Source organism: Blattabacterium cuenoti, assembly GCF_014252335.1.
Taxonomy (GTDB): domain Bacteria; phylum Bacteroidota; class Bacteroidia; order Flavobacteriales; family Blattabacteriaceae; genus Blattabacterium; species Blattabacterium cuenoti_AL.
The window spans coordinates 441708-467772 of the sequence record NZ_CP059218.1 but is presented as its reverse complement, the minus strand read 5'-3'; the positions used below and the strand labels follow the sequence as shown (position 1 = coordinate 467772).

Annotated in this window: 25 protein-coding genes and 1 tRNA gene; 14 read left to right on the top strand and 12 right to left on the bottom strand. The window is 23.1% G+C overall.

The window, feature by feature from the left end; translation table 11 throughout:
• The first annotated feature begins 13 nt into the window (after positions 1–13).
• A complete protein-coding gene (locus H0H37_RS02280; RefSeq protein WP_185882341.1) occupies positions 14–1000 on the top strand; it encodes a D-alanine--D-alanine ligase in 987 nt (328 codons plus the stop codon).
• Positions 1001–1178: 178 nt separating this feature from the next.
• Here the strand turns inward: H0H37_RS02280 and feoB are convergent, their stop codons facing one another.
• Both feoB and H0H37_RS02270 read right to left on the bottom strand, forming a co-directional pair.
• Positions 1179–3257 (bottom strand): ferrous iron transport protein B, encoded by a 2079-nt coding sequence (feoB, locus tag H0H37_RS02275; RefSeq protein ID WP_185882340.1) that lies wholly within the window; start codon positions 3255–3257, stop codon positions 1179–1181.
• Entirely contained in the window at positions 3257–3481 is a 225-nt protein-coding gene (locus H0H37_RS02270; protein WP_185882339.1) for a FeoA family protein, read from the bottom strand. The genes feoB and H0H37_RS02270 overlap by 1 nt, the downstream gene beginning before the upstream one ends.
• A 115-nt stretch (positions 3482–3596) precedes the next feature.
• Here H0H37_RS02270 and rseP point away from each other — a divergent pair, with 115 nt between their 5' ends.
• Positions 3597–4955, top strand: coding sequence for an RIP metalloprotease RseP (gene rseP / locus H0H37_RS02265; protein ID WP_185882338.1), 1359 nt, complete (start codon positions 3597–3599; stop codon positions 4953–4955).
• Here the strand turns inward: rseP and H0H37_RS02775 are convergent.
• From H0H37_RS02775 to recG, 8 genes are all read right to left on the bottom strand, one after another.
• Positions 4921–5271 (bottom strand): 5-formyltetrahydrofolate cyclo-ligase, encoded by a 351-nt coding sequence (locus H0H37_RS02775; RefSeq protein WP_238785514.1) that lies wholly within the window; start codon positions 5269–5271, stop codon positions 4921–4923. The two genes, rseP and H0H37_RS02775, sit on opposite strands and share 35 nt — an antisense overlap.
• A gap of 32 nt (positions 5272–5303) precedes the next feature.
• On the bottom strand, positions 5304–5522 hold the full coding sequence (locus tag H0H37_RS02770; protein WP_238785481.1) for a hypothetical protein: 219 nt from the start codon (positions 5520–5522) through the stop codon (positions 5304–5306).
• Between the two features lie 4 nt (positions 5523–5526).
• The gene (locus tag H0H37_RS02255) at positions 5527–6324 is read right to left on the bottom strand and encodes an alpha/beta fold hydrolase (RefSeq protein WP_185882337.1); all 798 of its coding nucleotides are present in this window, start codon (positions 6322–6324) and stop codon (positions 5527–5529) included.
• Between the two features lie 970 nt (positions 6325–7294).
• Entirely contained in the window at positions 7295–7693 is a 399-nt protein-coding gene (locus H0H37_RS02250; protein WP_185882336.1) for an HIT family protein, read from the bottom strand.
• Complete coding sequence (greA, locus tag H0H37_RS02245) at positions 7690–8172, bottom strand: transcription elongation factor GreA (RefSeq protein WP_185882335.1); 483 nt, start codon at positions 8170–8172, stop codon at positions 7690–7692. The genes H0H37_RS02250 and greA overlap by 4 nt, the downstream gene beginning before the upstream one ends.
• A 97-nt stretch (positions 8173–8269) precedes the next feature.
• Positions 8270–9598, bottom strand: a complete 1329-nt coding sequence (gene murA / locus H0H37_RS02240) for a UDP-N-acetylglucosamine 1-carboxyvinyltransferase (protein WP_185882334.1) — start codon at positions 9596–9598, stop codon at positions 8270–8272.
• Positions 9599–9612: 14 nt separating this feature from the next.
• The gene (locus tag H0H37_RS02235) at positions 9613–10239 is read right to left on the bottom strand and encodes a DUF4290 domain-containing protein (protein ID WP_185882333.1); all 627 of its coding nucleotides are present in this window, start codon (positions 10237–10239) and stop codon (positions 9613–9615) included.
• A gap of 222 nt (positions 10240–10461) precedes the next feature.
• Positions 10462–12585 (bottom strand): ATP-dependent DNA helicase RecG, encoded by a 2124-nt coding sequence (gene recG / locus H0H37_RS02230; RefSeq protein ID WP_185882332.1) that lies wholly within the window; start codon positions 12583–12585, stop codon positions 10462–10464.
• Between the two features lie 60 nt (positions 12586–12645).
• Between recG and H0H37_RS02225 the strand changes: the two genes are divergently transcribed.
• From H0H37_RS02225 to H0H37_RS02210, 4 genes are all read left to right on the top strand, one after another.
• Positions 12646–12720: transfer RNA gene (locus H0H37_RS02225), tRNA-Val, on the top strand.
• 39 nt (positions 12721–12759) lie between these two features.
• Complete coding sequence (gene rpsU / locus H0H37_RS02220; protein ID WP_185872670.1) at positions 12760–12957, top strand: 30S ribosomal protein S21; 198 nt, start codon at positions 12760–12762, stop codon at positions 12955–12957.
• Positions 12958–12967: 10 nt separating this feature from the next.
• Complete coding sequence (locus H0H37_RS02215; protein WP_185882331.1) at positions 12968–13765, top strand: shikimate dehydrogenase family protein; 798 nt, start codon at positions 12968–12970, stop codon at positions 13763–13765.
• Positions 13766–13818: 53 nt separating this feature from the next.
• Complete coding sequence (locus H0H37_RS02210) at positions 13819–14130, top strand: 4Fe-4S dicluster domain-containing protein (RefSeq protein WP_185882330.1); 312 nt, start codon at positions 13819–13821, stop codon at positions 14128–14130.
• A 51-nt stretch (positions 14131–14181) separates the two neighbouring features.
• Here the strand turns inward: H0H37_RS02210 and lpdA are convergent, their stop codons facing one another.
• Positions 14182–15624: a dihydrolipoyl dehydrogenase gene (lpdA, locus tag H0H37_RS02205; protein WP_185882329.1), complete on the bottom strand. Its 1443-nt coding sequence runs from the start codon at positions 15622–15624 to the stop codon at positions 14182–14184.
• A 42-nt stretch (positions 15625–15666) separates the two neighbouring features.
• Complete coding sequence (locus H0H37_RS02200; RefSeq protein ID WP_185882328.1) at positions 15667–16635, bottom strand: deoxyhypusine synthase family protein; 969 nt, start codon at positions 16633–16635, stop codon at positions 15667–15669.
• Between the two features lie 173 nt (positions 16636–16808).
• Here H0H37_RS02200 and H0H37_RS02195 point away from each other — a divergent pair, with 173 nt between their 5' ends.
• The 8 genes from H0H37_RS02195 to rplS all read left to right on the top strand — a co-directional run bounded on the left by H0H37_RS02195 (position 16809) and on the right by rplS (position 26011).
• On the top strand, positions 16809–17978 hold the full coding sequence (locus H0H37_RS02195) for a cysteine desulfurase family protein (RefSeq protein WP_185882327.1): 1170 nt from the start codon (positions 16809–16811) through the stop codon (positions 17976–17978).
• 13 nt (positions 17979–17991) lie between these two features.
• On the top strand, positions 17992–18645 hold the full coding sequence (locus H0H37_RS02190; protein ID WP_185882326.1) for a succinate dehydrogenase: 654 nt from the start codon (positions 17992–17994) through the stop codon (positions 18643–18645).
• Positions 18646–18653: 8 nt separating this feature from the next.
• Positions 18654–20684, top strand: a complete 2031-nt coding sequence (locus H0H37_RS02185) for a fumarate reductase/succinate dehydrogenase flavoprotein subunit (protein WP_185882325.1) — start codon at positions 18654–18656, stop codon at positions 20682–20684.
• A gap of 11 nt (positions 20685–20695) precedes the next feature.
• Positions 20696–21457 (top strand): succinate dehydrogenase/fumarate reductase iron-sulfur subunit, encoded by a 762-nt coding sequence (locus H0H37_RS02180; protein WP_185882324.1) that lies wholly within the window; start codon positions 20696–20698, stop codon positions 21455–21457.
• 17 nt (positions 21458–21474) lie between these two features.
• The gene (locus H0H37_RS02175) at positions 21475–22428 is read left to right on the top strand and encodes an acetyl-CoA carboxylase carboxyltransferase subunit alpha (RefSeq protein WP_185882323.1); all 954 of its coding nucleotides are present in this window, start codon (positions 21475–21477) and stop codon (positions 22426–22428) included.
• A 111-nt stretch (positions 22429–22539) separates the two neighbouring features.
• Complete coding sequence (gene dnaB / locus H0H37_RS02170; protein WP_185882322.1) at positions 22540–24024, top strand: replicative DNA helicase; 1485 nt, start codon at positions 22540–22542, stop codon at positions 24022–24024.
• Between the two features lie 234 nt (positions 24025–24258).
• Complete coding sequence (locus H0H37_RS02165) at positions 24259–25638, top strand: phosphohexomutase domain-containing protein (RefSeq protein ID WP_185882321.1); 1380 nt, start codon at positions 24259–24261, stop codon at positions 25636–25638.
• Between the two features lie 10 nt (positions 25639–25648).
• Positions 25649–26011, top strand: coding sequence for a 50S ribosomal protein L19 (gene rplS, locus H0H37_RS02160; protein ID WP_185882320.1), 363 nt, complete (start codon positions 25649–25651; stop codon positions 26009–26011).
• Positions 26012–26065 lie beyond the last annotated feature (54 nt).

Sequence of the window (26065 nt, the reverse complement as noted above, 5' to 3'; positions counted from 1 at the left end):
AAATAAATAAAAAATGAAGAAAACAATAGCTATCATAGTAGGTGGATATACAGATGAGGCTCCAATTTCCTTAAACAGTGGTAAATTCGTATTAAAACATTTAAATAAAGATGAATTTGATCCATATTTAGTATATATTTTTAGAAAAACATGGTTTTTTAAAGATGAAAATAATATAAAATATTTAGTGAATAGACATAATTTTACGATTCGTTTATCTAACAATAATATTTTAAAATTTGATTGTATTTTTAATGCAATACATGGATCTCCAGGAGAAGATGGTATTATGCAGGCTTATTTTGATTTATTAAATATACCATATACAGGATGTAATTTTCATCATTCTAATCTTACTTTTAATAAAATTTATTGTTTGACATTATTAAAAGAATATGGTATTAATACTGCTACATCTTTTTTTTTGAATCAAAATCAATTATTTTGTGAACACCAAATTTTAGATAAAGTAGGACTTCCATGTTTTGTAAAACCTAATAAATCTGGATCTAGTTTAGGAATATCCAAAGTTTATAATAAAAATCAATTATTAACCTCCATAACAAATGCTTTTAAACAAGATGAAGAAATTTTGATTGAATCTTATCTATCTGGTATAGAATTATCTGTAGGAGTGATTGCTTTTAATAAAAATATAACAGTTTTACCAATTACAGAAATTATTAGTCAAAATGATTTTTTTGATTTTGAATCAAAATATTCTGGTAAATCTCATGAAATAACTCCAGCAAGAATATCACAAAAGATAGAAAATAAAATGAAACATATAGCAAAACAAGTTTGTAAAATATTGAATTTAAAAGGTATTTCTAGGTCAGAATATATTATTGTGAATGAAACACCTTTTTTTTTAGAAATTAATACAGTTCCAGGTTTTTCTGATAAGAGTATTTTTCCAAAACAATTACAACATGCAGGATATTCATTATCAAATTTTTTAAAAGAATTTATATATTATTCTATAGATAAGATCAAATAGATAAAGTATAAATATTATTTATATTTTTTATATAATAGTTTATTGCAATTGCATGTAGTATCGCATTTATTTTTTGATTTTAAAAAAAAAATTATTTTTTTTAAAATCAATATTATAAAATACATCATAGACAATATGAAAATCAAGCCAATTATCATATATTGATAAATATAATTATTCATGTTTTGAAAATGTGAAAAATAATAAAAGAAGAACTATAAGCTAACAAAGTCATTAAAATAAATTGTATAATTGACCATTTCCATGTTTTAGTTTCTTTTTTTATAATAGATAATGTACTCATACATTGCATGGAAAATGCATAAAAAAATAATAAAGATAATCCTGTCGCTAGATTATAAATAGGTTGTTTAGTATTTAAATAAGTGTCTTTTTTCATTTTATCTTTTATTAATGGATAATGATTTTGTTCTATACTATATACGGTAGCCATTGTACTTACAAAAACTTCTCTAGCAATTAATGAAGAAAGTAAACCTATTCCTATTTTCCAATCATATCCTAATGGAGAAATCAATGGTTCTATTTTTTTTCCTATAATACCTAAATAAGAATTATTTAAGTTTTGTTGTTGTATACCTATACCAAAGTATTGATTTTTTATGGTTGTAGCAGGGCCGAGAGTACCTAAACTCCAAATTAATACACTAATTAATAATATCATTTTTCCAGTATTAAAAATAAAAGATTTAATATGAATCCATAATGATATTAATATATTATTGATCATAGGCCACTTATATGTTGGCATTTCCATGATTAGATGACTTTGATAATCTTTTTTTAACAAAATATTAAACATCATGGAAATCATTAATGAAGTGAAAAATCCTAACAAATACATAACCATTAACACAATGCCTCTTAAATGAAAAAAAAACCATTGTTTATCCGGAATAATAATAGAAATAATCAGTGAATAAACTGGTAATCTAGCTGAACAGGTAATAAAAGGAGTTGCTAATATTGTGATTAAACGTTCTCTATTGTTGTCAATATGTCTACAAGAAAGAATTGCAGGAATTGCACAAGCAAGGCTAGACATCATTGGAACTACGCTTTTACCATTTAATCCAAAAGGTCGCATTAGTCTATCCATTAAAAATATAACTCTATTTATATAGCCGGTTTCTTCCATAAGAAGAATAAAAAATAATAGAATTACAATTTGTGGAATAAAAGTAAAAATCATACTAATACCTGGTAAAATACCATGTAATATAAAATTATTGATAGGACCCGGATAAACATTGTCTAATTTTTGTTGAATAAATAAAAAACAAAATTCTAATAATTTTTTTGGTGTAGTAGCCCAAATAAAAATACTTTGAAAAATACAAAATAAAAATAAAAAAAAAATCAAATAACCCCATAATGGATGAATGAAGAAAGAGTTATCAATTTTATTTGAAAAATTTAAAATTTTTTTTATTTTATCATTAGAACAAATATGAACCGTTTGTGAAATAATATTTTCTATTTTTTCATATCTATTACAAATTTCTTTAATTTGCAATTTGTTTGAAATAATATTGTACCTATTTTTAATTTTTTTTAAATATGTATTGTGTTGTATATTTTTATTTTGGCATGCTAAATAATACCAAGCTTTATAAATATTAATTTTATAATATTTTTGAACTTTTTTAATAGCATTGAAATCTACAATTGAAGAAGAAGAATCAATAAATGTATAATCATCATTTTTATGATAATTGAAAAATTTTTTTTTTGCGTTAAAAAAATGAATTGTATCTTTTAATTGAATTAGTCCTTGTCCAGTTCTAGCATTAACTGATACTATTTCTGTTGAAATAATGTTTTTCAATTTTTGTACATTTAAGACAATCCCTTTGTTTTTGGCTTCATCAAGCATATTTAAAATCAATAAAATAGGCATGCCTAAATCTTGTATTTGTTGAAATAATAATAGACTCTTTTTTATATTTGATGCATCTGCTATGAAAAGAGTTATATCTGGATAATCTTGATCTTTTTCATTATTAAAAAAAAGATTTACAACAATTTCTTCATCTTTTGATGATGGATAAATACTATATGTTCCAGGAATATCTATAATTTGATAATATATTGTGTTATGATAAAAATATCCTATTTTTTTATCAACGGTTACACCTAAATAATTTCCAACTTTTTGATTTAATCCGGTTAATTGATTAAATAAAGATGTTTTTCCAACATTTGGATTACCAATTATAATTAATTTTTTTTGCATTAATTAATAAGTTCTACGAGAATATTATATGCTTCTTGTTTACGTAATACTAAACAAGATAAATCATAGCGAATACATAATGGATCAGAAAAAATAGATATAAAAATAATTTCAAATTTTACACCTGGTAATACTCCTAATTCTAATAATTTTATTGGAAAATTATTATTTTTATATCCTTTGATAATTCCTTTTTCTCCTTTTTTCAGTTCAGATAAATTCAAAATTATACACATTTATAATAATAAATATAAATAGAAGAACTAAATAAAATATATTTTTAATCATTAAAAAGATTTAAATTTATTGTCTTGGCTTAATTATTATATATAATGATTTATGATAGAAATATTAGTGAAAACCATACAAATGTTACTATGTCTTTCTATTTTAGTAATTATTCATGAATTAGGTCATTTTGCCTTTTCTAAAATGTTTAAAGTACATGTGGAAAAGTTTATGTTATTTTTTGATCCTTGGTTTACTATTTATAAAAAAAAAATAGGAAATACTATTTATGGAATTGGATGGTTACCTTTAGGTGGATATGTTAAAATATATGGCATGAACAGGGAGAATCAAAATCAAAAGGTAAAAATAAAACATAATAATGGTTTTTCAAATACTAAAATAGCAAATAATAATATAAAATTTTATTATAAATCTGCAATAAAAAGATTATTAATAGTATCTGGAGGAATTATTTTCAATGTTTTATTATCAATTTTGATTTTTTCTGGTTTATTATTTTTATATGGAGAAATCAAATTACCGACCAACAATCTTAAATATGGAATTGAATTTGATTCTTTAGGAAAACAAATAGGCTTTAAAAATGGAGATAAAATATTATTTATCAATGATAAAGTCATACCATATTTTAATGATATTTCAAAAGAAATTTTATTGGGAAAAGATATTACTATTGATCGTATGGGGAAAATTATTCATGTCTTATTAAAGAATGAACAAAAAAAAATGATATTTGATAAAAAAGAATTTATCATAAAACCTCGTGTTCCTCCAATAATAAATGATGTTGTTAAAAATTCGTTAGCGTATAAATGTGGACTTAAAAAAAATGATGAAATATTATCAATTAATTCAGATATAGTTTTATTTTCTGATCAAATTAAAGATATTTTATATAAAAATAAAAATAAACTTATTTCTATTTTGTTGAATAGAAAGCAACAATTAATCAAAACAACATGTTTTTTAAATAAACAAGGTATTATAGGAATTTATTTAAAAAGTTTTATAGATATGGATAATATTTTTGTTTTTGAAAAACATAAATATTCTATTTTGGGATCTATTTATCATGGTACTATACGTACATTTATGGTACTTAAAAATCAAATTTTATTTTTTAAAAATGTTTTTTACATTAAAACTAAAGCGTATAAACAACTGGGTAGTTTTTTTTCAATAGCAAAAGAACTTCCTTCTGAATGGAATTGGGAAATATTTTGGGTCTTAACAGGTACTTTATCAATTTGGTTAGCATTTGTCAATTTTTTTCCAATTCCATCATTAGATGGAGGTTATATTTTATTTATTATCCTTGAAATAATTACTAATAAAACAATTTCTGAAAAATTTATTGAAAAAAGTAATATAATTGGATTTATTATTATATCATTTATAATGTTTATAATGATTATATGGGATATTTTGAAAGTATTTTTTTATTAAAAAAAAATATTTTATTTGGAGTAATTACAATATCTAGTATAAGATCATTTTTATGGACTGATTGTATATTGTTAATAGGAGAAAACATAGAAAGACCAATTTTTAAAATATTATTACTACATAATGTAATAAATTTATCATAAAATCCTTTACCATACCCGATTCTATATCCTTTTAAATCAAATATTATTAATGGAATAAATATTACTTCAATAAAATAATTTGGAATTATAATCTTATTTATTGGTTCAATAATTCCATATTTATTTTTTGTTGTATGTTTAGCAATTTGGTAGTTAAATAAACAATTGTCAATGCATGTTGTATCAAAATTTAAAAAAGGAATTGTTACAATTTTTTTTTTTTTAAAAGAAAATTAATAATAATAAATGTATCAAGTTCATTTTGTTTTTTGATAGGCAAATAAATATGATAATAAGTATGATTCCATATAATTAATTGTTTCAATTGCATAAATATTTTATAACTGTTAAATAATATTTTTGATTTATAAAAATGTTTTCTATAAAACAAATATTTTTTTCTAATAATTTCTTTTTGATTCAAAATATCATAATATTTTATTATATATAAAATTTTGTAGTATTTGTACAATATATTTTGGATTTTCTATTGGACCAAGATGTCCAGTTGGAATTTCTTTATAACAAGTATTATAGCCTATTTTAGATTCTTCAATAAGAAGTTCTTTTTTAAGAATAGAATCATATGATCCGATAATATATAATTTTGGAAACGTAGTATTTTGTAATACATGTCTTCTATCTTTTCTAATAAACATACCTCTTATCATAGCTAAGATACAGTTAATTGGAATTGATAACGCTATTTTTGTGAGATAGTTAATTTCTTTTTTAAAAGAATGAAATTTATTAAAATTAAATAATTTTTCAATACTACGCGTAACAAATAATGAATAATTATTAATAATCATGGGAATTGAATTAATTCTATATTTTTTTTTTTCTTCAGAATCTGAGTTTGCTGTAGAATGAAGTAAGCATAATCCTAAAAATCTTTCAGGATATTTTTCGGCGAGTGCTAAAGCAACATATCCACCCATAGAATGTCCTATAAAAAATGCTTTTGTTATATTATTATTTTTTAAATATAATTCTAATGAATATGATAAATTCTCCATGGTTAAAATTTGAGGTATTTGTTTTTCTACAAAAGGAGTTTTTCCATGACCGGGAAAATCTATTAAAATTATATTATATTCTATAGAAAGAATATTCACAATTTCATTCCAAATATTCATATTTTCCATAAACCCATGCAAAAAAATTATTGTAAGTCCATTTTTATGTTTTTTATTTAATAATTTTGTATGAAACAATATAGACATATTTTTATAACTCAAAATACGTTTTTTTATTCATTAAATGGTTGTTGACTATTATAAACATTGTAAATTATAGGATGTTTTGTAGATTATTGAATAATGATTATCACAATATAAAATATCATTTTTATTGGATATATTAAAAATCAATATTATAATAAACACATTAAATGAATATATTTTGTTGTTATTTATAAACATACAGAAACAATTATCATAATAGGTATTATATTCAACTAAATACAAAAAAAATATAGTCATTGTCTGCAGCATTAGTTGTTCTTAAGCTTATCATATCCTATTGTTGTAAAATAAGCTTTATTATGACATATCTCAAGCTATGGATCGTGGTGTGGTGAATAGTGTATGGATGGTATATATAATATTATCAATCCTTCTTTTAAAAAATATTATTATCATCAATTAGGAACATATTTACTAGTATGAAAATGTTATTGCTTGCGTAATATATTTTATTATATAAAATAAAAATTAATAATAAACAAATACTTTATTAATATATTTTAAAACTAACTTAATTAAGTTAACAGGTAAATATGAATTGGTCTATACTCACTCAAAGAAAGGAAAGAAGTAATTATAATAGGAACTGGTGTAATTTAAATAGTTATTGATTTTTATTAATATAAAATACTGACTACATAATTATTAATAATAATTAAATACAAAAAACGCGATACAAGTATTATATATAGGTATATTATTAATTATACAAGTGTTATAATAATTAATTTTTTTATTGATATTTAAGCATGATTGTCAGTAAGTACGGTAGGTACGTACGCGTACGCACTAATACACAAAATTAATAAATAATTGAATACAAATTATTGTGTCTGTTATTGGTGTATTATTTCATAATTTATAGTCAGTCCTTGAACTAAAAAAACATATGATACATTAGATACAACCATTAAATAATAATTCAAAATGTGATTTTTTTATAAAAATATCAATTAATAGCAATTTTAATTTGTTCTGATATAATTTTAAATTGTTGATCGGATAATTGAATTTTGTTTTTAGAAAAATTTGCATCGCTTTCTTTATCCATTGGAATTAAATGAATATGTGCATGAGAAATTTCAAATCCCATAATAAACATTCCAATTCTATTACAAGGAATAATTTTTTTGATTCCAATAGCAACTTTTTGTGTAAACGACATAATAGATACAAATTCTTTTTCATTAAGAGAAAATATATTATCTATATTTTTTTTTGGTATGACTAAAGTATGTCCAATTTTCATTGGATAAATATCCAAAAATGCTAACTGATTAACAGTTTCAGCAACCTTATAACAAGGTATTTGATTCATAATAATTTTTGAAAATATATTATTCTTCATTCACTAAATTCTATTTTTAATATTTTATAATCCAAAATCATATTATTAGGTAATTTTATATGAGCAATTTGTCCCACTTGTTTACCTAATAAACCAGAAGATATAGGAGTATTAATTGATATTTTACCTGATTTTAAGTCAGTTTCTCCTTCTGGAACTAACGTATAAATTTGTTCTCCACCATATGTTAAATTTTTTACTATAACTGTAGATAAAATAGAAACTCTTGTTTTATTAATTTTAGATTCATCTATAATTCTTGCATTAGATAATTTTTTTTTTAATTTAGCAATATTCATTTCTAAAAAACTTTGTGCTTCTTTGATAGCATCATATTCTGCATTTTCGGAAATATCTCCTTTATCTCTAGCTTCTGCTATTTGCATAGATATTTTGGGACGTTCTATATTTTCTAATCTTTCAATTTCTTTCTGTAATTTTTTCAATCCTTTTTTAGTAATGTACTCAAATTGTTTCATAATTATTATGACTAATTAATATGCATAAAGTTAATGGATTTTATGAAAAAATTAAATAGACCATAAGATAGTATAAATCAGGTATATAAATTTAGTTTTATTCATACATCAAAGTATGATCAATTCTTAATATTTTAGCACCTAAAATTCTTAATCTTTCATCTATTTTTTCATATCCTCTATCTATTTGTTCTATATTTTTTATAATACTAGTTCCTGTAGCAGAAAGTGCGGCTATCAAAAGTGAAATTCCAGCTCTAATATCAGGGGAACTTAGTACTGATCCTTTTAAAGTAGATTGATGATTTAAGCCAATTACAGTTGCTCTATGAGGATCGCATAAGATAATTTGTGCACCCATTTCGATTAATTTATCTACAAAAAATAATCTACTTTCAAACATTTTTTGATGTATTAATACACTTCCTTTTGCTTGTGTCGCTACTACAGTTAGTATACTTAATAAATCTGGTGTTAATCCTGGCCAAGGAGAATCTGATATTGTTAATATAGAATTATTAATAAGTTTTTTAATATGATAAGAATTTTGAGCTGGTATATAAATATCGTCTTTTTTGTTTTCTAGTTTTATTCCCAATTTTTGAAATGTACTTGGAATTATTCCAAGATTTTTCCAACTAACGTTTTTAATAGTTATTTCAGATTTTGTAATAGCAGATAATCCAATCCAACTACCTATTTCGATCATATCTGGTAGAATAGTATGAGTCCCACCCCCTAATTCTTTGACGCCAATAATGTGTATTAAATTTGATCCTATACCTCTAATTTTTGACCCCATTTTATTTAATAATTTGCATAATTGTTGAATATATGGTTCACATGCAGCATTATATATTACTGTTTTACCTTTAGCTAATGTAGAAGCCATAATAATGTTAGCTGTTCCGGTAATAGAGGCTTCTTCTAATAAAACATATTTTCCTTTTAAAGAATGAGAAGTATGCAGTTTAAAATATTGATGTTCTTTAAAAAAATTAATATTACTTCCTAATAATTCAAATCCTTTTAAATGTGTATCTAGACGTCTACGACCAATTTTATCACCTCCTGGAATAGGAAAACACACAGTTTGGAATCTAGCTAATAAAGGTCCAGCAATCATTATAGATCCTCTAATTAATTTTCCTTTTTCTCTAAAATCTTGTGTATTTAAATAATCTAAATCTATTTTATTTGCCTGAAATGTATAATCTCCAACACCATTATATTCAATAGTAACTCCTAGTTCTTTTAATATTTTCATTAAACATTTTACATCTTGTATTTCTGGAATATTTTTAATTCTTAATTTTTCTGAAGTTAATAGGCTTGCACATAAGATTTGTAATGCTTCATTTTTGGATCCTTGTGGTTTGATTTTCCCTTTTAAAGAAAATCCACCTTGAATTTTAAAAATGGCCATAAATAATTATAATATTATGTTATTCTTTTTTTTTTTTTAAAAAAAAATCTATTTTTTTTGTTATTTAATAAATAAGAACATTGTAATAATGAATATGTATTATTCATTAAACATATTTTTCCATTTGAAAGTTTTTTTAAATCTTTAAAAATAATATGATCTTCTACCAAAGTTCTATTCCATCTTAAATAATTTTTTTTCATAGTATTTGCTATAGCATAAAATAATCCTTCTTGTTTTTGTTTATTTTTACATTGAATTGCTATAGGGATCATATATCTTATAATTTTTCCATAGTATCTAAAACTAGTTAAATATTTTGGATATATTACTTTTTTACAAAACATGTTAATTTTGTGTTCTGGATTTGGTTTAGGAAAAGGACTATCAATATCTAATTTAGAATTAGACATAATAAATAATTGATTCCATAATTTATGTTGATAAAATGGAATTATTTTTTTATCACCACTACCACGATAATTATTAGTATTTGATATAGTCATTAATCGAATAATACTCAATGCACAACGATTTCTTTTATTTCTATCTTGAATTTGAATAGCGTAATTAATCATTTTATGAATATTTCGTCCATATTCTGTAATAATCAATTGAAAACGACTAGTATTATATTCCATATTGATATTGAATTGAGTGAGTTTATATTAAAATTTTTTAATTTGTTTTAAATGAAATCAAATGAATTGTTTTATATGATTTTTTGACACATAAAACTGTAACTAACTATATTGTATTATTAGTATAATTTAAATATAATACATTCATTATTGTTAATAATGGAGGAACAAATATCTTGTAATTAATGTAATAATAAATACTATTAATTTATATATTATATACTATCCTATATCTTTCCAAAAAGATTGATAATATTTATAAAAGTAATTTTTTATCATTTTGCTATGAGTTAAAAAACAATTTGGATTTTGTTTAATATAATATTTTACAAGTGGAATAACTTTTTTCATTAATTCATGATCTTTAATCAGATTTGCAATTCTTAAAGAAATTTTACCACTCTGTTTAGTACCTGTTAAATCTCCACTACCTCGTAAATTTAAATCTTTTTTAGCAATTTCTAATCCATCGTTAGTTTGACACATTATTTTAATTCTATAAGAACTTTCTACATTAATTTTATTATCCGTCATCATAATACAATAACTTTGATGTGGACCACGACCTACTCTACCTCTTAATTGATGTAATTGTGATAAACCAAATGAATTGGCATTTTCAATTAACATAACTGATGCATTAGGTACATCAACTCCTACTTCTATTACCGTAGTAGAAACCATAATTTTAGTTTCTCCACGTAAAAATCTATTAATTTGTAAATTTTTTTCTTGATAACTCATTTCTCCATATAAAATTCCAATTTGATGTTTAATATTAGAAAATATTTTATTTTTTAATAGTTGATAGCCTAACATTAAACTTTTGTATTGATTATGTGATGATGTTTGTTTAATCATAGGATATACTATATATACTTGTCTTCCTATTACAAGTTGTTGTTTGATTATGTTAATTACTGTTTTTCTATTTTTATTTAAAACATGTATAGTAATAATCGGTTTTCTATTTAACGGTATGTCTTTGATAATCGATATTTTTAAATCATTATAGATTGTCATGGCTAAAGTTCTTGGAATAGGAGTAGCTGTCATAATTAGGATATGAGGTGGTTTTATATTTTTACTCCATATTTTAGATCTCTGTTCAACTCCAAATCTTTGTTGTTCATCTATTATGGCTAATCCAAGATTTTTAAATTTAATAGATTCTTGAATTAATGAATGAGTTCCTATTAAAATTGAAATTTTTCCTTTTAATATATCATTATATATATTATCTTTAGTTGATTTAGGTATAGAACTGGTTAATAATGCAATGTTAATACCAATTCCAAAAAACATTTTTTTAATAGACAAATAATGTTGTATAGCTAAAACTTCAGTTGGAACCATTAAACAAGATTGAAATCCATTATCTAATGCTAATAACATAGATAATATAGCAATTATAGTCTTTCCACATCCAACATCTCCTTGTAATAATCTATTCATTTGTTGAGGTTGTTTAAGATCATTTCTGATTTCTTTAAACACTCGTTTTTGTTCTTGTGTTAAAGAAAAAGGTAAAAAATAATTATAAAATTTTTCGAAATGATTACCTAATTTTGAAAAAGAATAACTATCTGAAATATTAGTTGTTCTTTCTGTTTTTGATAAAAGAGATAATTTTAAAAAAAATAATTCTTCAAATTTCATTCTATATCTTGCTTGTGATAAAATTTTTAATGATTGCGGAAAATGTATTTGTATTAAAGCATTTTTTCTTGTCATAAAATGATGATTTTGATGAATTAAAATTTTATCTATAATATTTAAATCATTGTTTAATTCTATTATCAATTTTTTTAACATTTTCCTGATAAAAAAATTATTGATACCATATTTGATTAATTTGTTTGGAATATAATAAATAGGATATATAGAATTATATATATAATTATTATCATTAATATATTGAAGTTCAGGATGAAAAATTTGAATTTTACCTCTAAAAACATTGATTTTACCGGATACTAAAATTAATGTATATTTTTTAATTTTTTTTTTCAAAAAATTGATGTGTTTAAACCATACTAATTCAATAAATCCTGTGTTATCTTCAAAATTTGCTATTAATATTTTTTTTTTACATTGATTATTTTTATAATTTATTTCTTCAAATTTTGTTATTTTACCAATGATTTGTATTTGAAGAGAATTAATATTGATATAAGATTTTAATTTTGATATATTTTCTAATAAAGGAGAATAAATATATTTTTTTGGATAGAAAAGTATTAAATCTTCATATGTACGTATATTTAATTCAATATTAAATAATTGATATTGATTTAAACTTATTCCTAAGTTTATTATAGATTTATCCAATACATGAAACGACATATTGTTTTTAATTTTTGTGAATCATGAAAAAATATTTAATTTTAATAATAATATTATGATGGACATTTAGCTCAGTAGGGTAAGAGCACTACTTTGACAGAGTAGAGGTCGTCGGTTCAAATCCGATAGTGTCCACTATACTATATTTATTATATTCAATTTATATATAAATTTATGATATTAATTACAACCGTAAGAGAAGGAGAATCTATTGAAAAAGCTTTAAAAAAAAGTAAAAAAAAGTTTGATAAAACAAAAGTTTTAAAAGAATTAAAAGAAAAACAACAATTTATAAAACCTTCTGAATATCGTAGAAATGAAATTTTAAGAGCTATATATAGAGAAAAAATCAAACAATTGAAAGAAGAATAAAGAAAATTAATTGAAAACAAAAAATTTATTTGGATTGGTCGGAAAGAATATATTTTATTCATTTTCAAAGAAGTTTTTTATAACCAAATTTCATAGAGAATCTATTAATGATGCTAATTATGAAATTTTTGATATTGATAATATAGAGCAAATTTCATATATTTTAAAAATACCTAATTTAAAAGGATTTAATGTCACTATTCCATATAAAACAAAAATTATTCCATTTTTACATGATATGAGTAAAGAATCAGCTCATATAGGTTCTGTAAATGTTGTAAAAATAACAAAAATTAAAAATACAAAACATCTTATTGGATATAATACTGATATCATAGGATTTGAACGGTCCTTCAAAGAAGATATAAAGAAAATCAAATGCCAAAATAATAATAATCTTAGAGCATTAATATTAGGAACTGGTGGGGTATCTTTATCAGTTTCATTTGTATTAAACAAGTTACATATTCCACATAAATTTATTTCTAGAAATAGTAATAATAATAATTATTTATTATATGAAAATATAAATAAAAAACTGTTAAATATGTACAAAATTATTATCAATTGTACTCCTATAGGAACATATCCATTAATTAAATATTGCCCAAAATTGCCATATCAATATTTAACTGATACACATTATTTATATGACTTAATTTATAATCCAACTGAAACATTATTTTTAAAACAAGGTAAAAAATATAATGCTATTACTAGAAATGGATTAAAAATGTTACATATTCAAGCCGAAGAATCATGGAAAATTTGGATGGATGATGTTGTAATAGTAAAAAACAAGCAATAAAATATAAATTACTACGTAATTATATTTTTGAACAAATTTAATAATGAAAATAAATGTCTCTAATAATTACCAAAGAATGTATTAATTGCGGTGCATGTCAATTAGAATGTCCTAATCATGCTATTTATGAAGGAGGGAAAAAATGGAGTATGTCAGAAGGGACTTCCTTAAACGAAACAAATTATTATAATCCAAAAGAACTGGATCATTATTTTATAGTTGATGAAAAATGTACAGAATGTATCGGTTTTTATAATGTTCCACAATGTGCAACTGTATGTCCGGTTAATTGTTGTATTTTAAATGAAAAAAATATAGAAACCAAAGACACTCTTATAAAAAAAAAAAAAAAATTACATAATTGAAAGAATAAACATTAATCTATCAACTACAAATAATAAATTTACTTATAAAAATTATATATGTATAGCTTGTTTCGTAAAAGTCATTAAAGCGGCTTCTTTAAGAGATTCACTAAATGTAGGATGTGGATAACAAATTCTATATAAATCTTCTGAAGTAGCTCTAAATTCCATAGCAATAGCCGCTGTCATTATGATTTCTGAAACATTAGGTCCTATCATATGAATTCCTAAAATTTCATCTGTGGATTTTTTTGATATAATTTTTACAAAACCATGCTTACAACTATCATTATCAATTATTTTTGATATTCCTAAATTTTTAAGTGGAAAAATTCCTATATTATATTCTATTTTTTCATTTTTAATTTCTGCTTCAGTTTTTCCAACGCTAGATACTTCAGGATAAGTATATATAATACTAGGTACTAAATTATAATTTAATTTATTTGGATTTTGTCCAGCTAAATATTCTACTACATATAATCCTTCTTCTTCTGCTTTATGTGCTAACATTTTACCTCCAATAACGTCACCTATAGCATAAATATTATTAACGGTATTACATTGTAAATGTTCATTTACTAAAATAAAACCTTTATTATCTTGTTTAATTCCTAATTGATTTAAATTAAGATGTTGAGTATATGGAATTCGTCCTATAGATATCAGACAATAATCTCCTATATAATTTATTTTTTTACCATTATTTTTTTTTACGACAGTAATGTATATTTCTGTATTATTTTTCAGCATTTGAATATTATCAATCAATAAAGAAGTTTCTACTTGAATAGAATTTTCTTCTAAGATTTTTTTCATTGAATCACTTAAAGAATGATCCATATTGGAAATTAATTTATCCATGGTTTCAAGAATAATAACTTGACTACCTAATCTTTGATAAATTGCACTTAATTCTATTCCAATAATTCCTCCTCCAATTACGATTAATCTTTTTGGAATTTCATGAATAGATAGTGCATTTTTAGAAAATAAAATTCTTTTATTTTTTATAAATTTAGGATGAGTTTGTGATTCTGATCCAGTAGCTATTATGCAGTATTTAAATTGTATTTCTTGATTGATATAATTATTATCTTTTTGTATTCTTTGAATAGATATTACATGTTTATTTTTAAAAGTAGCTAATCCATGATATATATCTATTTTATTTTTTTTCATTAAAAATTGTAAACCTATATTAAGATTATTAATAATATCATTTTTTTTATTCATCATTTTATTGAAATTTAAATAGATATTATCATAAGTAATTCCATATGAGTGATATTCTTTTTTAGATAAAAAAAAATATTTTGAAGAATGTAATAGATATTTAGATGGAATACATCCTACATTTAAACAAGTGCCACCTAAATGTGTATCCTTTTCTATAATAGCAGTACGAAATCCTAATTGACTAGCTCTAATAGCCGCTACATAACCGCCTGGTCCAGAGCCAATAATAACAATATCATATGAATAATTGTTCATAAAATTATTTTTTTAGTTTAGTTAATTAAATTAATAAATAAATTACATATTTAATACATATGCAAAAATTAATGGTGCAACAATAGTAGCATCTGATTCAATAATAAATTTTGGAGTATTTTTATCTAATTTTCCCCAAGTAATTTTTTCATTAGGAACTGCTCCTGAATAAGATCCATAACTAGTAGTAGAATCAGATATTTGACAAAAATATGACCAAAATGGTGTATTATGAAGTCCTAAATCTTGTGATAACATAGGAACTACACAAATAGGAAAATCACCTGAAATTCCACCACCTATTTGAAAAAATCCTATTTTATTTGTTTTAGATTCTTTTTGATACCATTTTGCTAAATACATCATATATTCTATTCCAGTTTTAATAATAGAAGATGAAAAATTTTTTTTTATACAAAAAGAAGTAAAAATATTACCTATGGTACTATCTTCCCAACCTGGCACTACCATGGGTAAATTTTTTTTAGCTGCTTCTAATACCCAACTGTCTTTTGGTGAAATATCATAAGGTTCTAATTTATGTTCTAATAATAGTTGATAAATATATTCATGTGGAAAATACTTTTTCGATTTTTGTTTAGCTCTATTCCATATATGAAAAATAGATGTTTGAAATTTTTTTAAAGCTTCTTTTTCTGGGATACAAGTATCGGTGATTCGATTAAATCCTTGTTTTAAAAATTCTTTTTCTTCAAATGGTGTTAAAGATCTATAATGTAAAATTTTTTTATAATGTGAATGTGCTATTAAATTCATAACATCTTCTTCTAAATTAGCACCAGTACAGGAAATAATATGTACTTGATTTTTTCTAATCATTTTCGCTAAAATTTTGCCTAATTCTGCAGTACTCATAGCTCCTGCTAAGGTGATCATCATTTTTCCATTATTTTGAATATGATTTTTATATGCTTTAGCTGCTTCAGATAAAGAAAGTGCATTAAAATGAAGAAAATATGTATCAATGAATGAGGTAATAGAATCTTTCATAGTTTATTTTGCTTTATTATGATTATATTAATTTCATGATAACTTATTAAAATATACATATACAGTTAAATTTCTAACAGAAAAGTAAACATAAGTTATAATTTAAATTATGATAGATTTGTATTTGTAATAGAATATTTAATTATTATTTATAATATGTTTTTATTTTATGTATGAAAATTGCGTACTTAGATAATGCAGCAACGACTCCTCTTAAAAAAGAGGTTATACAAATTATGGTAAATACTTTAAAAGACAATTATTCATTTGGAAATCCATCATCTACACAACATATTTATGGTAGAAAATCTAAATCTATCATAGAAGAGTCTAGACTTCAAATATCTAATCATCTTCATGTTTCTCCATCTGAAATTATTTTTACATCCGGGGGAACAGAATCAAATAATATTATATTAAGATCTTCAGTAATATATTTAAAAATACAATATATTTTCACATCTTCTATAGAACATGTTTCAGTATTGAAAACAATTTTAGATTTATCATATAAATATAATATATATGTTGTATATATACATATAAATCATAAGGGAATTGTAGATATCAATGATTTAGAACAAAAATTGAAAAAATATTCTTATAATAATAAGCATAAAAACATTCTTGTTAGTTTAATGCATGCTAATAATGAAATAGGTAATTTATTAGATATTGAAAATGTTGGAAATCTATGTCATAAATATAATGCATATTTTCATTCTGATACTATTCAAATGATAGGAAATTATCCAATGAATCTTCAATCTTCTCCTTTTGATTTTGCAACGGCTAGTGCTCATAAATTTTATGGTCCAAAAGGTATTGGTTTTATTTTTATTAGAAAACAACTTATCAAACAAATTAAACCATTAATAACAGGTGGATATCAAGAATATGGTATTCGTCCTGGTACAGAAAATATATATGGTATTATTGGATTATCAGAGGCATTAAATTTATCATCATATAATTTTGATAGTTATGAAAAAAAAATGAAACAGTTAAAATTATATTGTATTTCAGAATTGAAAAAAAATATTCCCAATATTGTGTTTAATGGTTTATCCGATACTGATCAAAGTATACCATCTATATTAAATATTTTTTATCCAAAAAAAGATCATTTACTTTATTTTCATTTAGATTTAATGGGAGTAGCAATTTCTAAAGGTAGTTCATGTAATTCATATAATTTAAAAGAAGTCTCACATGTTATACAATCTATTTCTGATAAAAAAAAATTAAGAACAATGACTCCAATAAGAATTTCATTTGGGTTTTTTAATGAAAAAACAGATATTGATTTATTAATAGATGCTTTTATAAAAATAAAAAATTAAATATATTTGATAGATGATTGTTCATTTTATTAGATCTTCTATAGGGAAAAAAGTAATCATGGCAATGACAGGGGTATTTCTTATGTTATTTTTATTATTACATTTAAGTATAAATATGTTTTTGTTTGATGGAGAAAAATCATTTAATAATGCAGTGTTTTTTATGAGAAATAATTTTTTTATAAAAATTTTAGAATATGTTTTAGCGTTAGGATTTATAATTCATATAATTTTTGGTATTACATTGCATATAAAAAATTCTTTATCACAAGATAGTATTGATTATTCAATGAAACAATATATTACAACATTTAGTAGTAGAAATATGATATATACAGGATTTTTAGTATTAGGATTTTTAATATTACATTTAATGAATTTTACAATTCCAATGAGATATTATCATAATAATAATAAAGACGTAATATCAGATTATAAAATAGTCACTACATTATTTAAATATCCTGTATATACATTTATATATATATTTTCTTTTTTGATTTTAGGTATTCATTTAAATCATGGATTTACATCTTCTTTTCAATCATTAGGATTATCTAATAAAAAAAATTTGTTATGGATTAAAAAACTTGGATGTTATTATGTTTGGTCTATATGTTTAGGTTTTTCTTTTATTGCGATTTGGTTTTTTTTGTTTGATTCATAATTAATTTTATGAAACAAAATTATAAACTTAATGCTCAAATTCCATCTGGTTCATTAGATGAACAATGGACAAATTATAAATCTTCTTTAGAAGTAATCTCACCTTCAAATCGTAATCATTTAGATATTATTATTGTAGGATCTGGATTAGCGGGTGCATCAGCATCTTCATCTTTAGCTGAATTAGGATACAGAGTCAAAGTTTTTTGTTATCAAGATTCTCCTAGACGAGCACATTCTGTTGCTGCTCAAGGTGGAATTAATGCTGCTAAAAATTATAAAGGAGATAATGATTCAATTTATAGATTATTTTATGATACTATTAAAGGAGGTGATTATAGATCACGTGAAGCAAATGTATATCGTTTAGCAGAACTTTCTTCAAATATTATAGATCAATGTGTTGCACAAGGTGTTCCATTTGCTAGAGATTATGCAGGATATTTAGAAAATAGATCTTTTGGAGGTACTAAAGTCTCCCGAACATTTTATGCAAAAGGACAAACAGGGCAACAATTATTACTTGCATGTTATTCAGCAATGTCTAGACAAATTGGAAAAGGTAGAATTAAAATGTATAATCGTCATGAAATGATGGATTTAGTAGTAATAGATGGTGCAGCGAGAGGTATTATTGCTAGAAATTTAGTTTCTGGAGAATTGGAAAAACATACAGCACATACAGTTATTATTGCATCTGGAGGATATAGTAATGTATTTTTTTTATCTACTAACGCAATGGGGGCTAATGCTAGTGCTATTTGGAGGGTTCATAAAAAAGGAGGTGGATTTGCCAATCCATGTTATACACAAATTCATCCTACATGTATTCCAATTCATGGTAATTTTCAATCTAAATTAACATTAATGTCTGAATCATTAAGAAATGATGGAAGAATTTGGGTTCCCAAAAATATAGAAGATGCTATTAATATAAGAACTGGTAAACAATCTCCTAAAAATATTTCAGAAAAAAATAGAGATTATTTTCTAGAAAGAAAATATCCTTCATTTGGAAATTTAGTTCCAAGAGATATTGCATCTCGTGCTGCTAAAGAAAGATGTAATGCCGGGTTTGGTATAGAAAATAATGATACAAACGAAGGTATTTTTTTAGATTTTGATCATGCTATAAATTATTATGGATTAGAAAAAAGTAATGAATTAGGGATTAACAATATTAGTACTGATACAATAAGATCTTATGGTAAACAAGTATTAGAATCAAAATATGGTAATTTATTTCATATGTATGAAACCATTACTGGAGATAATCCATACAATATACCTATGAAAATTTATCCTGCTGCTCATTATACTATGGGTGGATTATGGGTCGATTATAATCTTATGTCTACTATTAACGGATGTTATGTCATAGGTGAAGCAAATTTTTCAGATCATGGAGCTAATAGACTGGGTGCTTCTGCATTAATGCAGGGATTAGCAGATGGATACTTTATTATTCCTTATACTATATCTGATTATTTATCTAAATTTATTAACAATAAAAATGAAATATCTACTGATCATGAAGAATTTCACAAATCAGAAAAAAATGTAAGACATAAAATATTAAAAATTGTATCTAAAAAAGGAGATATTTCAGTAGATTATATTCATAAACATCTTGGACATATAATGTGGAAATATGTTGGTATGAGTAGAAATAAACCAGGATTATATAAAGCTATCACGAAAATACAAGAATTAAACCATTTTTTTTGGAAAAATATTTTTGTACCAGGAAATATTAAAGATGGTATGAATTATGAATTAGAAAAAGCTATAAGAATTGCAGATTTTTTAGAATTAAGTGAATTAATTGCTATGGATGCATTAAATAGAAATGAATCTTGCGGAAGTCATTTTAGAGAAGAATATCAAACAAAAGACGGAGAATCTATGAGAAATGATGAAAATTATAAATATGTTTCTATATGGAAATATCAAAAAGAAAAGTCAATTAAAGAAGAAATAATGTATAAAGAACATTTAATATTCAACTTTGTAAAGTTACAAACTCGTTCTTATGTATAAAAATTATATTTATGACAGCAAAACAATCTTTAAATTTTACATTAAACATATGGAGACAAAAAAATAATAAGGTAAATGGTTATTTTAAAACATATAAAATTTATAATATTTCTCCAGATAGCTCATTTTTAGAAATGTTAGATATCCTAAATAATCAAATTTTATTAGAAAAAAAAGAATTTCCAATTGCTTTTGATCATGATTGTCGTGAAGGTATTTGTGGAATGTGTTCCTTATATATTAATGGAAGAGCTCATGGACCAAACGATCTTGTAACTACTTGTCAGTTACATATGAGAAATTTTTGCAATGAGGAAACAATTTATATTGAACCTTGGAGAGCCAAAACATTTCCTATAATTAAAGATTTAATAGTAGATAGATCCTCTTTAGATAGAATTATAATGTCTGGAGGATTTATTTCAGTTGGAACATTTGGACATCCTTTAGATGGTAATTTAATTCCTATTACTCATTCTGAGGCAGATAAAGCTTTTGATGCAGCATCTTGTATTGGCTGTGGTGCATGTATTGCAACATGTAAAAATAAATCTGCAATGTTGTTTGTTGCAGCTAAAATTTCTCATTTATCATTATTACCACAAGGTAAAATAGAAAGAAAAAAAAGGGTGATCAATATGGTAAATCAAATGGATAAAGAAGGTTTTGGAGCATGTACAAATACTAGAGCATGTGAAATAGATTGTCCAAAAGGAATTTCGACTGAACATATTTCTTTTCTTAATAAAGAATATATTACATCTTGTCTATAATCAAAAAAATATGATTTATGGAATATTTAGATTTTGAACTACCTATTAAAAATGTTAAGGATCAATATATTAATTGCATTACAATAGAAAAAAATAGTGGTATTGATATGACAAATATTCGTTTACAATTGCAATTAAAATTAGAAGAAACTATTAAAAATGTACATAAAAATCTTACTCCTTGGCAGAGAGTTCAATTATCTAGACATCCAAATAGACCATATTCTTTAGATTATATATTATCTATTACAAATAATAAGTCTTTTATTGAATTACATGGAGATAGATATACTGGTGATGATAAAGCTATAATAGGAGGATTTGGAAACATAGAAGATATAACGTATATGTTTATTGGAACTCAAAAAGGTAAAAATACTAAAGATAGACAATATAGAAGATTTGGTATGCCTAATCCAGAAGGTTATAGAAAAGCATTACGTTTAATGAAATTAGCAGAAAAATTTCAAAAGCCTATTGTATCATTGATTGATACTCCTGGAGCTTATCCTGGAATTGAAGCTGAAGAAAAAGGACAAGGAGAAGCAATTGGAAAGAATATTTGCGAAATGATGTGTTTAAAAGTGCCTATAATAGTATTGATTATTGGAGAAGGTGCTAGTGGAGGAGCATTAGGAATTGGAATAGGAGATAAAATATCAATGATGGAAAATGCTTGGTTTTCTGTTATTTCTCCTGAAAGTTGTTCTACAATACTTTGGGGAGATTGGGATCATAAAGAAAATGCTGCTGAATCTTTAAAATTAACTGCTTATGATATGCAAAAATTTAATTTTATAGACGATATTATTAAAGAACCTTTAGGAGGAGCACATTTTTATCCTGATAAAGCTTATTTAACTATCAAAGAACAAATAATAAAATATTATGAAGAATTATCTTCCATAGAAATAGATACATTGATTAAAAAGAGAAAAAATAAATATATATCTATAGGATATTATGAATGATAATTAAAATGTATAAATAATATTAATAAGTTAATTTGGAATAATTCATTTATTTATTGTTAAGTATAATATACAAATATTTATTACTTTATAAATTTTAATATCATCAGTATGAATTATTCCAATTCTATTAAAAAAGGAAAAATACCACCTCAATCTATTGATTTAGAAGAAATTATTTTAGGTTCTATAATGATTGATAAACAAGGATTACATGAAATCATGAATCTTATTTTTCCTGAAGTATTTTATAAAAAAAAACATCAATATATTTTTCAATCTATTCAAGATTTATATCATAATTATAATCCAATTGATTTATATACTGTTGCTAATAAATTACGTAAAGAAGGTAAATTAAGTTGTGTAGGTGGAGAATTATATTTGATCGAATTAACACAAAAAGTTGTTTCTTCTGCTCATGTAGAATATCATAGTCGTATAATTTTACAAAAATTTTTATTACGAAAGTTAATTAATATATCTGCAAATATTATAGAACATTGTTATAATGAAGAAACTGATGTTTTTGAATTATTAGATAAAGCTGAATCTGAGTTATTTGAAATTAATCAAATTTATTTAAATAAAAAAAAATATGAAAATACACGATCATTAATTATAAAAGCAATTAATAAAATTAAAAAAATAGGCAACAATAAAACTGGATTAAGTGGAATTTCTTCAGGATTTTATCATTTAGATAAAATTACTTCTGGATTTCAAAATTCTGATTTAATTATATTAGCATCTCGACCAGGAATGGGAAAAACAACGTTTATGCTATCTATTATTAGAAATATTATTTTAGATCAACATATTCCAGTTGCAGTTTTTTCATTAGAAATGTCTTCGATACAATTGATATTAAGATTAATTTCTTCAGAAACTGGTATTTCATCAGAAAAATTAAAACAATCAAATCTTTCAGATTTAGATTGGAAATATTTATTTTATAAAACAAAAAAATTAAAAGAATCATCTTTGCTTATTGATGATACTCCATCATTATCTTTATTTAATTTTAGGGCAAAATGTCGTCATTTAATTTCTAAACATGGAATTAAATTAGTATGTTTAGATTATATGCAATTAATGGGAATTCACGATAATTCATCTAGTTTTATAATAAGAAATAGAGAACAAGAAATTTCAATTATTTCTAGAAGTTTAAAATCTATAGCAAAAGAATTAGATATTCCAATTATAGCATTATCTCAATTATCAAGAGCAGTTGAAATGAGAAGTGGAAGAAAAAGACCTATTCTTTCTGATTTGCGTGAATCAGGTTCTATTGAGCAAGATGCTGATCTTGTCTTATTTATTTATAGACCTGAATATTATGGATTTGAAACGTGGGATACATATGGAAAAGAGTCTTGTATAGGTCAGGCAGAAATTATTTTATCTAAACATAGAAATGGAGGATTAGATAAATTTCGTCTTAAATTTATTAGTCATCAATCAAAATTTATTGATTTTGAAAATAATAATGAACCATCATTATTTTCACAAAAATTCAATAATAATCATGATAAAACATTATTTATGAATAAAAATGATCTTTTTATTAATGACGATTCTATTACTAACTAATAATAATTAAATTAATTCATTGCATATTAAATTAATAATCATGAATAAAATAAATTTTTTATTTATAAACATAAAACTATAAATTATTAGATATAATAATTATTATAACAATATAATGATATCATATTTGTAATATTATTATTTTAATATAAATATAATACGTATAAATTAAATCATCAATTTTTATTAATAAAAATATTGTATATTTTTGTATATATCAAAGTACAATGATTTTTGACACTTATAACAACTTTATCTGGAATAAGAGGAACATTAGGAGGAAAAATTAATAACAATTTTACTCTTATAGAAATTATGCAATTTATAGCAGCATATGCTACATGGTTAAAAACAAAACAAAAAAATAAATTGTGTATTATTTTAGGCAGAGATGGTAGAATAACATCCATATTATTTAATCAATTTATTATTATTCTTTTCATAAATTTTGGAATTAAAATTATTGATATTGGATTAACTACTACTCCTACTGTTGGTTTTGCTATTGTCAATGAACAAGTAGACGGTGGCGTAATATTAACCGCTAGTCATAATCCACAGAATTGGAATGGTTTAAAATTTTTTAATTCTAATGGAGAATTTTTATCTTTAAAAGATTTTAATAAAATTTCTTTAATAGTAAAAAAAAAATATATAAATTTTGTACCATGTGAAAAATGGAGTCATTGTGTATATGATAAAAATTATATTTATAAACATATACAGTCTATTTTATCTTTACCATTAGTAGATAAACATCTAATTAGAAAATATAAATTTAAAATTGTAGTAGATGGAATTAATTCAACTGGTGGTATAGCTGTTCCAATGTTATTAGATGAACTGGGAGTACAAGTGATAAAAATACATTGTACTCCTAATGGAATATTTCAACATGATCCTGAACCTATAAAAAAAAATTTGAAACATATTTGTAAAATGGTTCCAAATATGCATGCTGATTTAGGTATTTCTGTTGATCCAGATGTTGATCGAGCAGTATTTATTTGTGAAAATGGTAAATTTTTTGGTGAAGAATATACATTGGTATCAATTGCTGATTATGTCTTACAACATACATTAGGTCCAGTAGTTTCTACTTTATCTTCTTCTCAAGTTTTAAAAGATTTATCTTTTATGAAAGGTGTTCCTTATTATTCCACTCCAGTTGGAGAAATTAATGTAATTCAAAAAATGAAAAAAGTTCATGCGGTTATTGGTGGAGAAGGAAATGGTGGAATTATTTATCCACCATTTAGGTATGGAAGAGATGCATTATTAGGAATATCATTATTTTTAACTTATATAGCTAAATTATCTAAAATATCATTAACTAAATTAAAAAAAAGATATCCTCATTATTATATGTATAAGAAAAAAATTAAATTGTATGATAATACAAATATTATTCAACTTTTAGATAAAATTAAAAAAATATATATAGGACATAATATGAATTTTAAAGATGGATTGAAAATTAATTTTTGTTCAACTAAAGAATGGATTCATATAAGACAATCTCATACTGAAAATTTAATAAGAATATATATAGAAAGTCCTTATCAAAAAAGACTATATTATTTATATAAACAAATTTTACAAGAAATTAAATAATAATATTATTATGTCAATTAATTTTTATATAAAACATTTATTTCAACAAAATATAATAAAAAAAATACCTTATTTTAATTCTGGATATACTATTACTGTTTTTTTTGAAATTAAAGAAGGACATAAAATAAGACTTCAAAATTTTAAAGGAATTGTAATTAAAAAACAAGGAAAAGGTTATACAAAAACATTTACTGTTAGAAAAATAAGTGGTTCTATAGGTATAGAAAGAATATTTTATGTTTTTCAACCAAATATTAAAGAAATCCAAATTCATCAAAAAGGTAAGGTAAGAAGATCAAAAATTTATTATATGAGATCACGTAAAGGTAAAAAAATAAAAATAATATCAAATAATATAAAAAAAAAGTGAAGAGATAAGAAAATAATTATTTAACTTACACTACCTTCACTAACTAAAATAATA

Coding starts and splice junctions, on each gene's coding strand:
- H0H37_RS02280 (WP_185882341.1), top strand. CDS start 14: ATGAAGAAAACAATAGCTATCATAGTAGGTGGATATACAGATGAGGCT.
- feoB (WP_185882340.1), bottom strand. CDS start 3,257: ATGCAAAAAAAATTAATTATAATTGGTAATCCAAATGTTGGAAAAACA.
- rseP (WP_185882338.1), top strand. CDS start 3,597: ATGATAGAAATATTAGTGAAAACCATACAAATGTTACTATGTCTTTCT.
- H0H37_RS02255 (WP_185882337.1), bottom strand. CDS start 6,324: ATGTCTATATTGTTTCATACAAAATTATTAAATAAAAAACATAAAAAT.
- H0H37_RS02250 (WP_185882336.1), bottom strand. CDS start 7,693: ATGAAGAATAATATATTTTCAAAAATTATTATGAATCAAATACCTTGT.
- greA (WP_185882335.1), bottom strand. CDS start 8,172: ATGAAACAATTTGAGTACATTACTAAAAAAGGATTGAAAAAATTACAG.
- murA (WP_185882334.1), bottom strand. CDS start 9,598: ATGGCCATTTTTAAAATTCAAGGTGGATTTTCTTTAAAAGGGAAAATC.
- H0H37_RS02235 (WP_185882333.1), bottom strand. CDS start 10,239: ATGGAATATAATACTAGTCGTTTTCAATTGATTATTACAGAATATGGA.
- recG (WP_185882332.1), bottom strand. CDS start 12,585: ATGTCGTTTCATGTATTGGATAAATCTATAATAAACTTAGGAATAAGT.
- rpsU (WP_185872670.1), top strand. CDS start 12,760: ATGATATTAATTACAACCGTAAGAGAAGGAGAATCTATTGAAAAAGCT.
- H0H37_RS02210 (WP_185882330.1), top strand. CDS start 13,819: ATGTCTCTAATAATTACCAAAGAATGTATTAATTGCGGTGCATGTCAA.
- lpdA (WP_185882329.1), bottom strand. CDS start 15,624: ATGAACAATTATTCATATGATATTGTTATTATTGGCTCTGGACCAGGC.
- H0H37_RS02200 (WP_185882328.1), bottom strand. CDS start 16,635: ATGAAAGATTCTATTACCTCATTCATTGATACATATTTTCTTCATTTT.
- H0H37_RS02195 (WP_185882327.1), top strand. CDS start 16,809: ATGAAAATTGCGTACTTAGATAATGCAGCAACGACTCCTCTTAAAAAA.
- H0H37_RS02190 (WP_185882326.1), top strand. CDS start 17,992: ATGATTGTTCATTTTATTAGATCTTCTATAGGGAAAAAAGTAATCATG.
- H0H37_RS02185 (WP_185882325.1), top strand. CDS start 18,654: ATGAAACAAAATTATAAACTTAATGCTCAAATTCCATCTGGTTCATTA.
- H0H37_RS02180 (WP_185882324.1), top strand. CDS start 20,696: ATGACAGCAAAACAATCTTTAAATTTTACATTAAACATATGGAGACAA.
- H0H37_RS02175 (WP_185882323.1), top strand. CDS start 21,475: ATGGAATATTTAGATTTTGAACTACCTATTAAAAATGTTAAGGATCAA.
- dnaB (WP_185882322.1), top strand. CDS start 22,540: ATGAATTATTCCAATTCTATTAAAAAAGGAAAAATACCACCTCAATCT.
- rplS (WP_185882320.1), top strand. CDS start 25,649: ATGTCAATTAATTTTTATATAAAACATTTATTTCAACAAAATATAATA.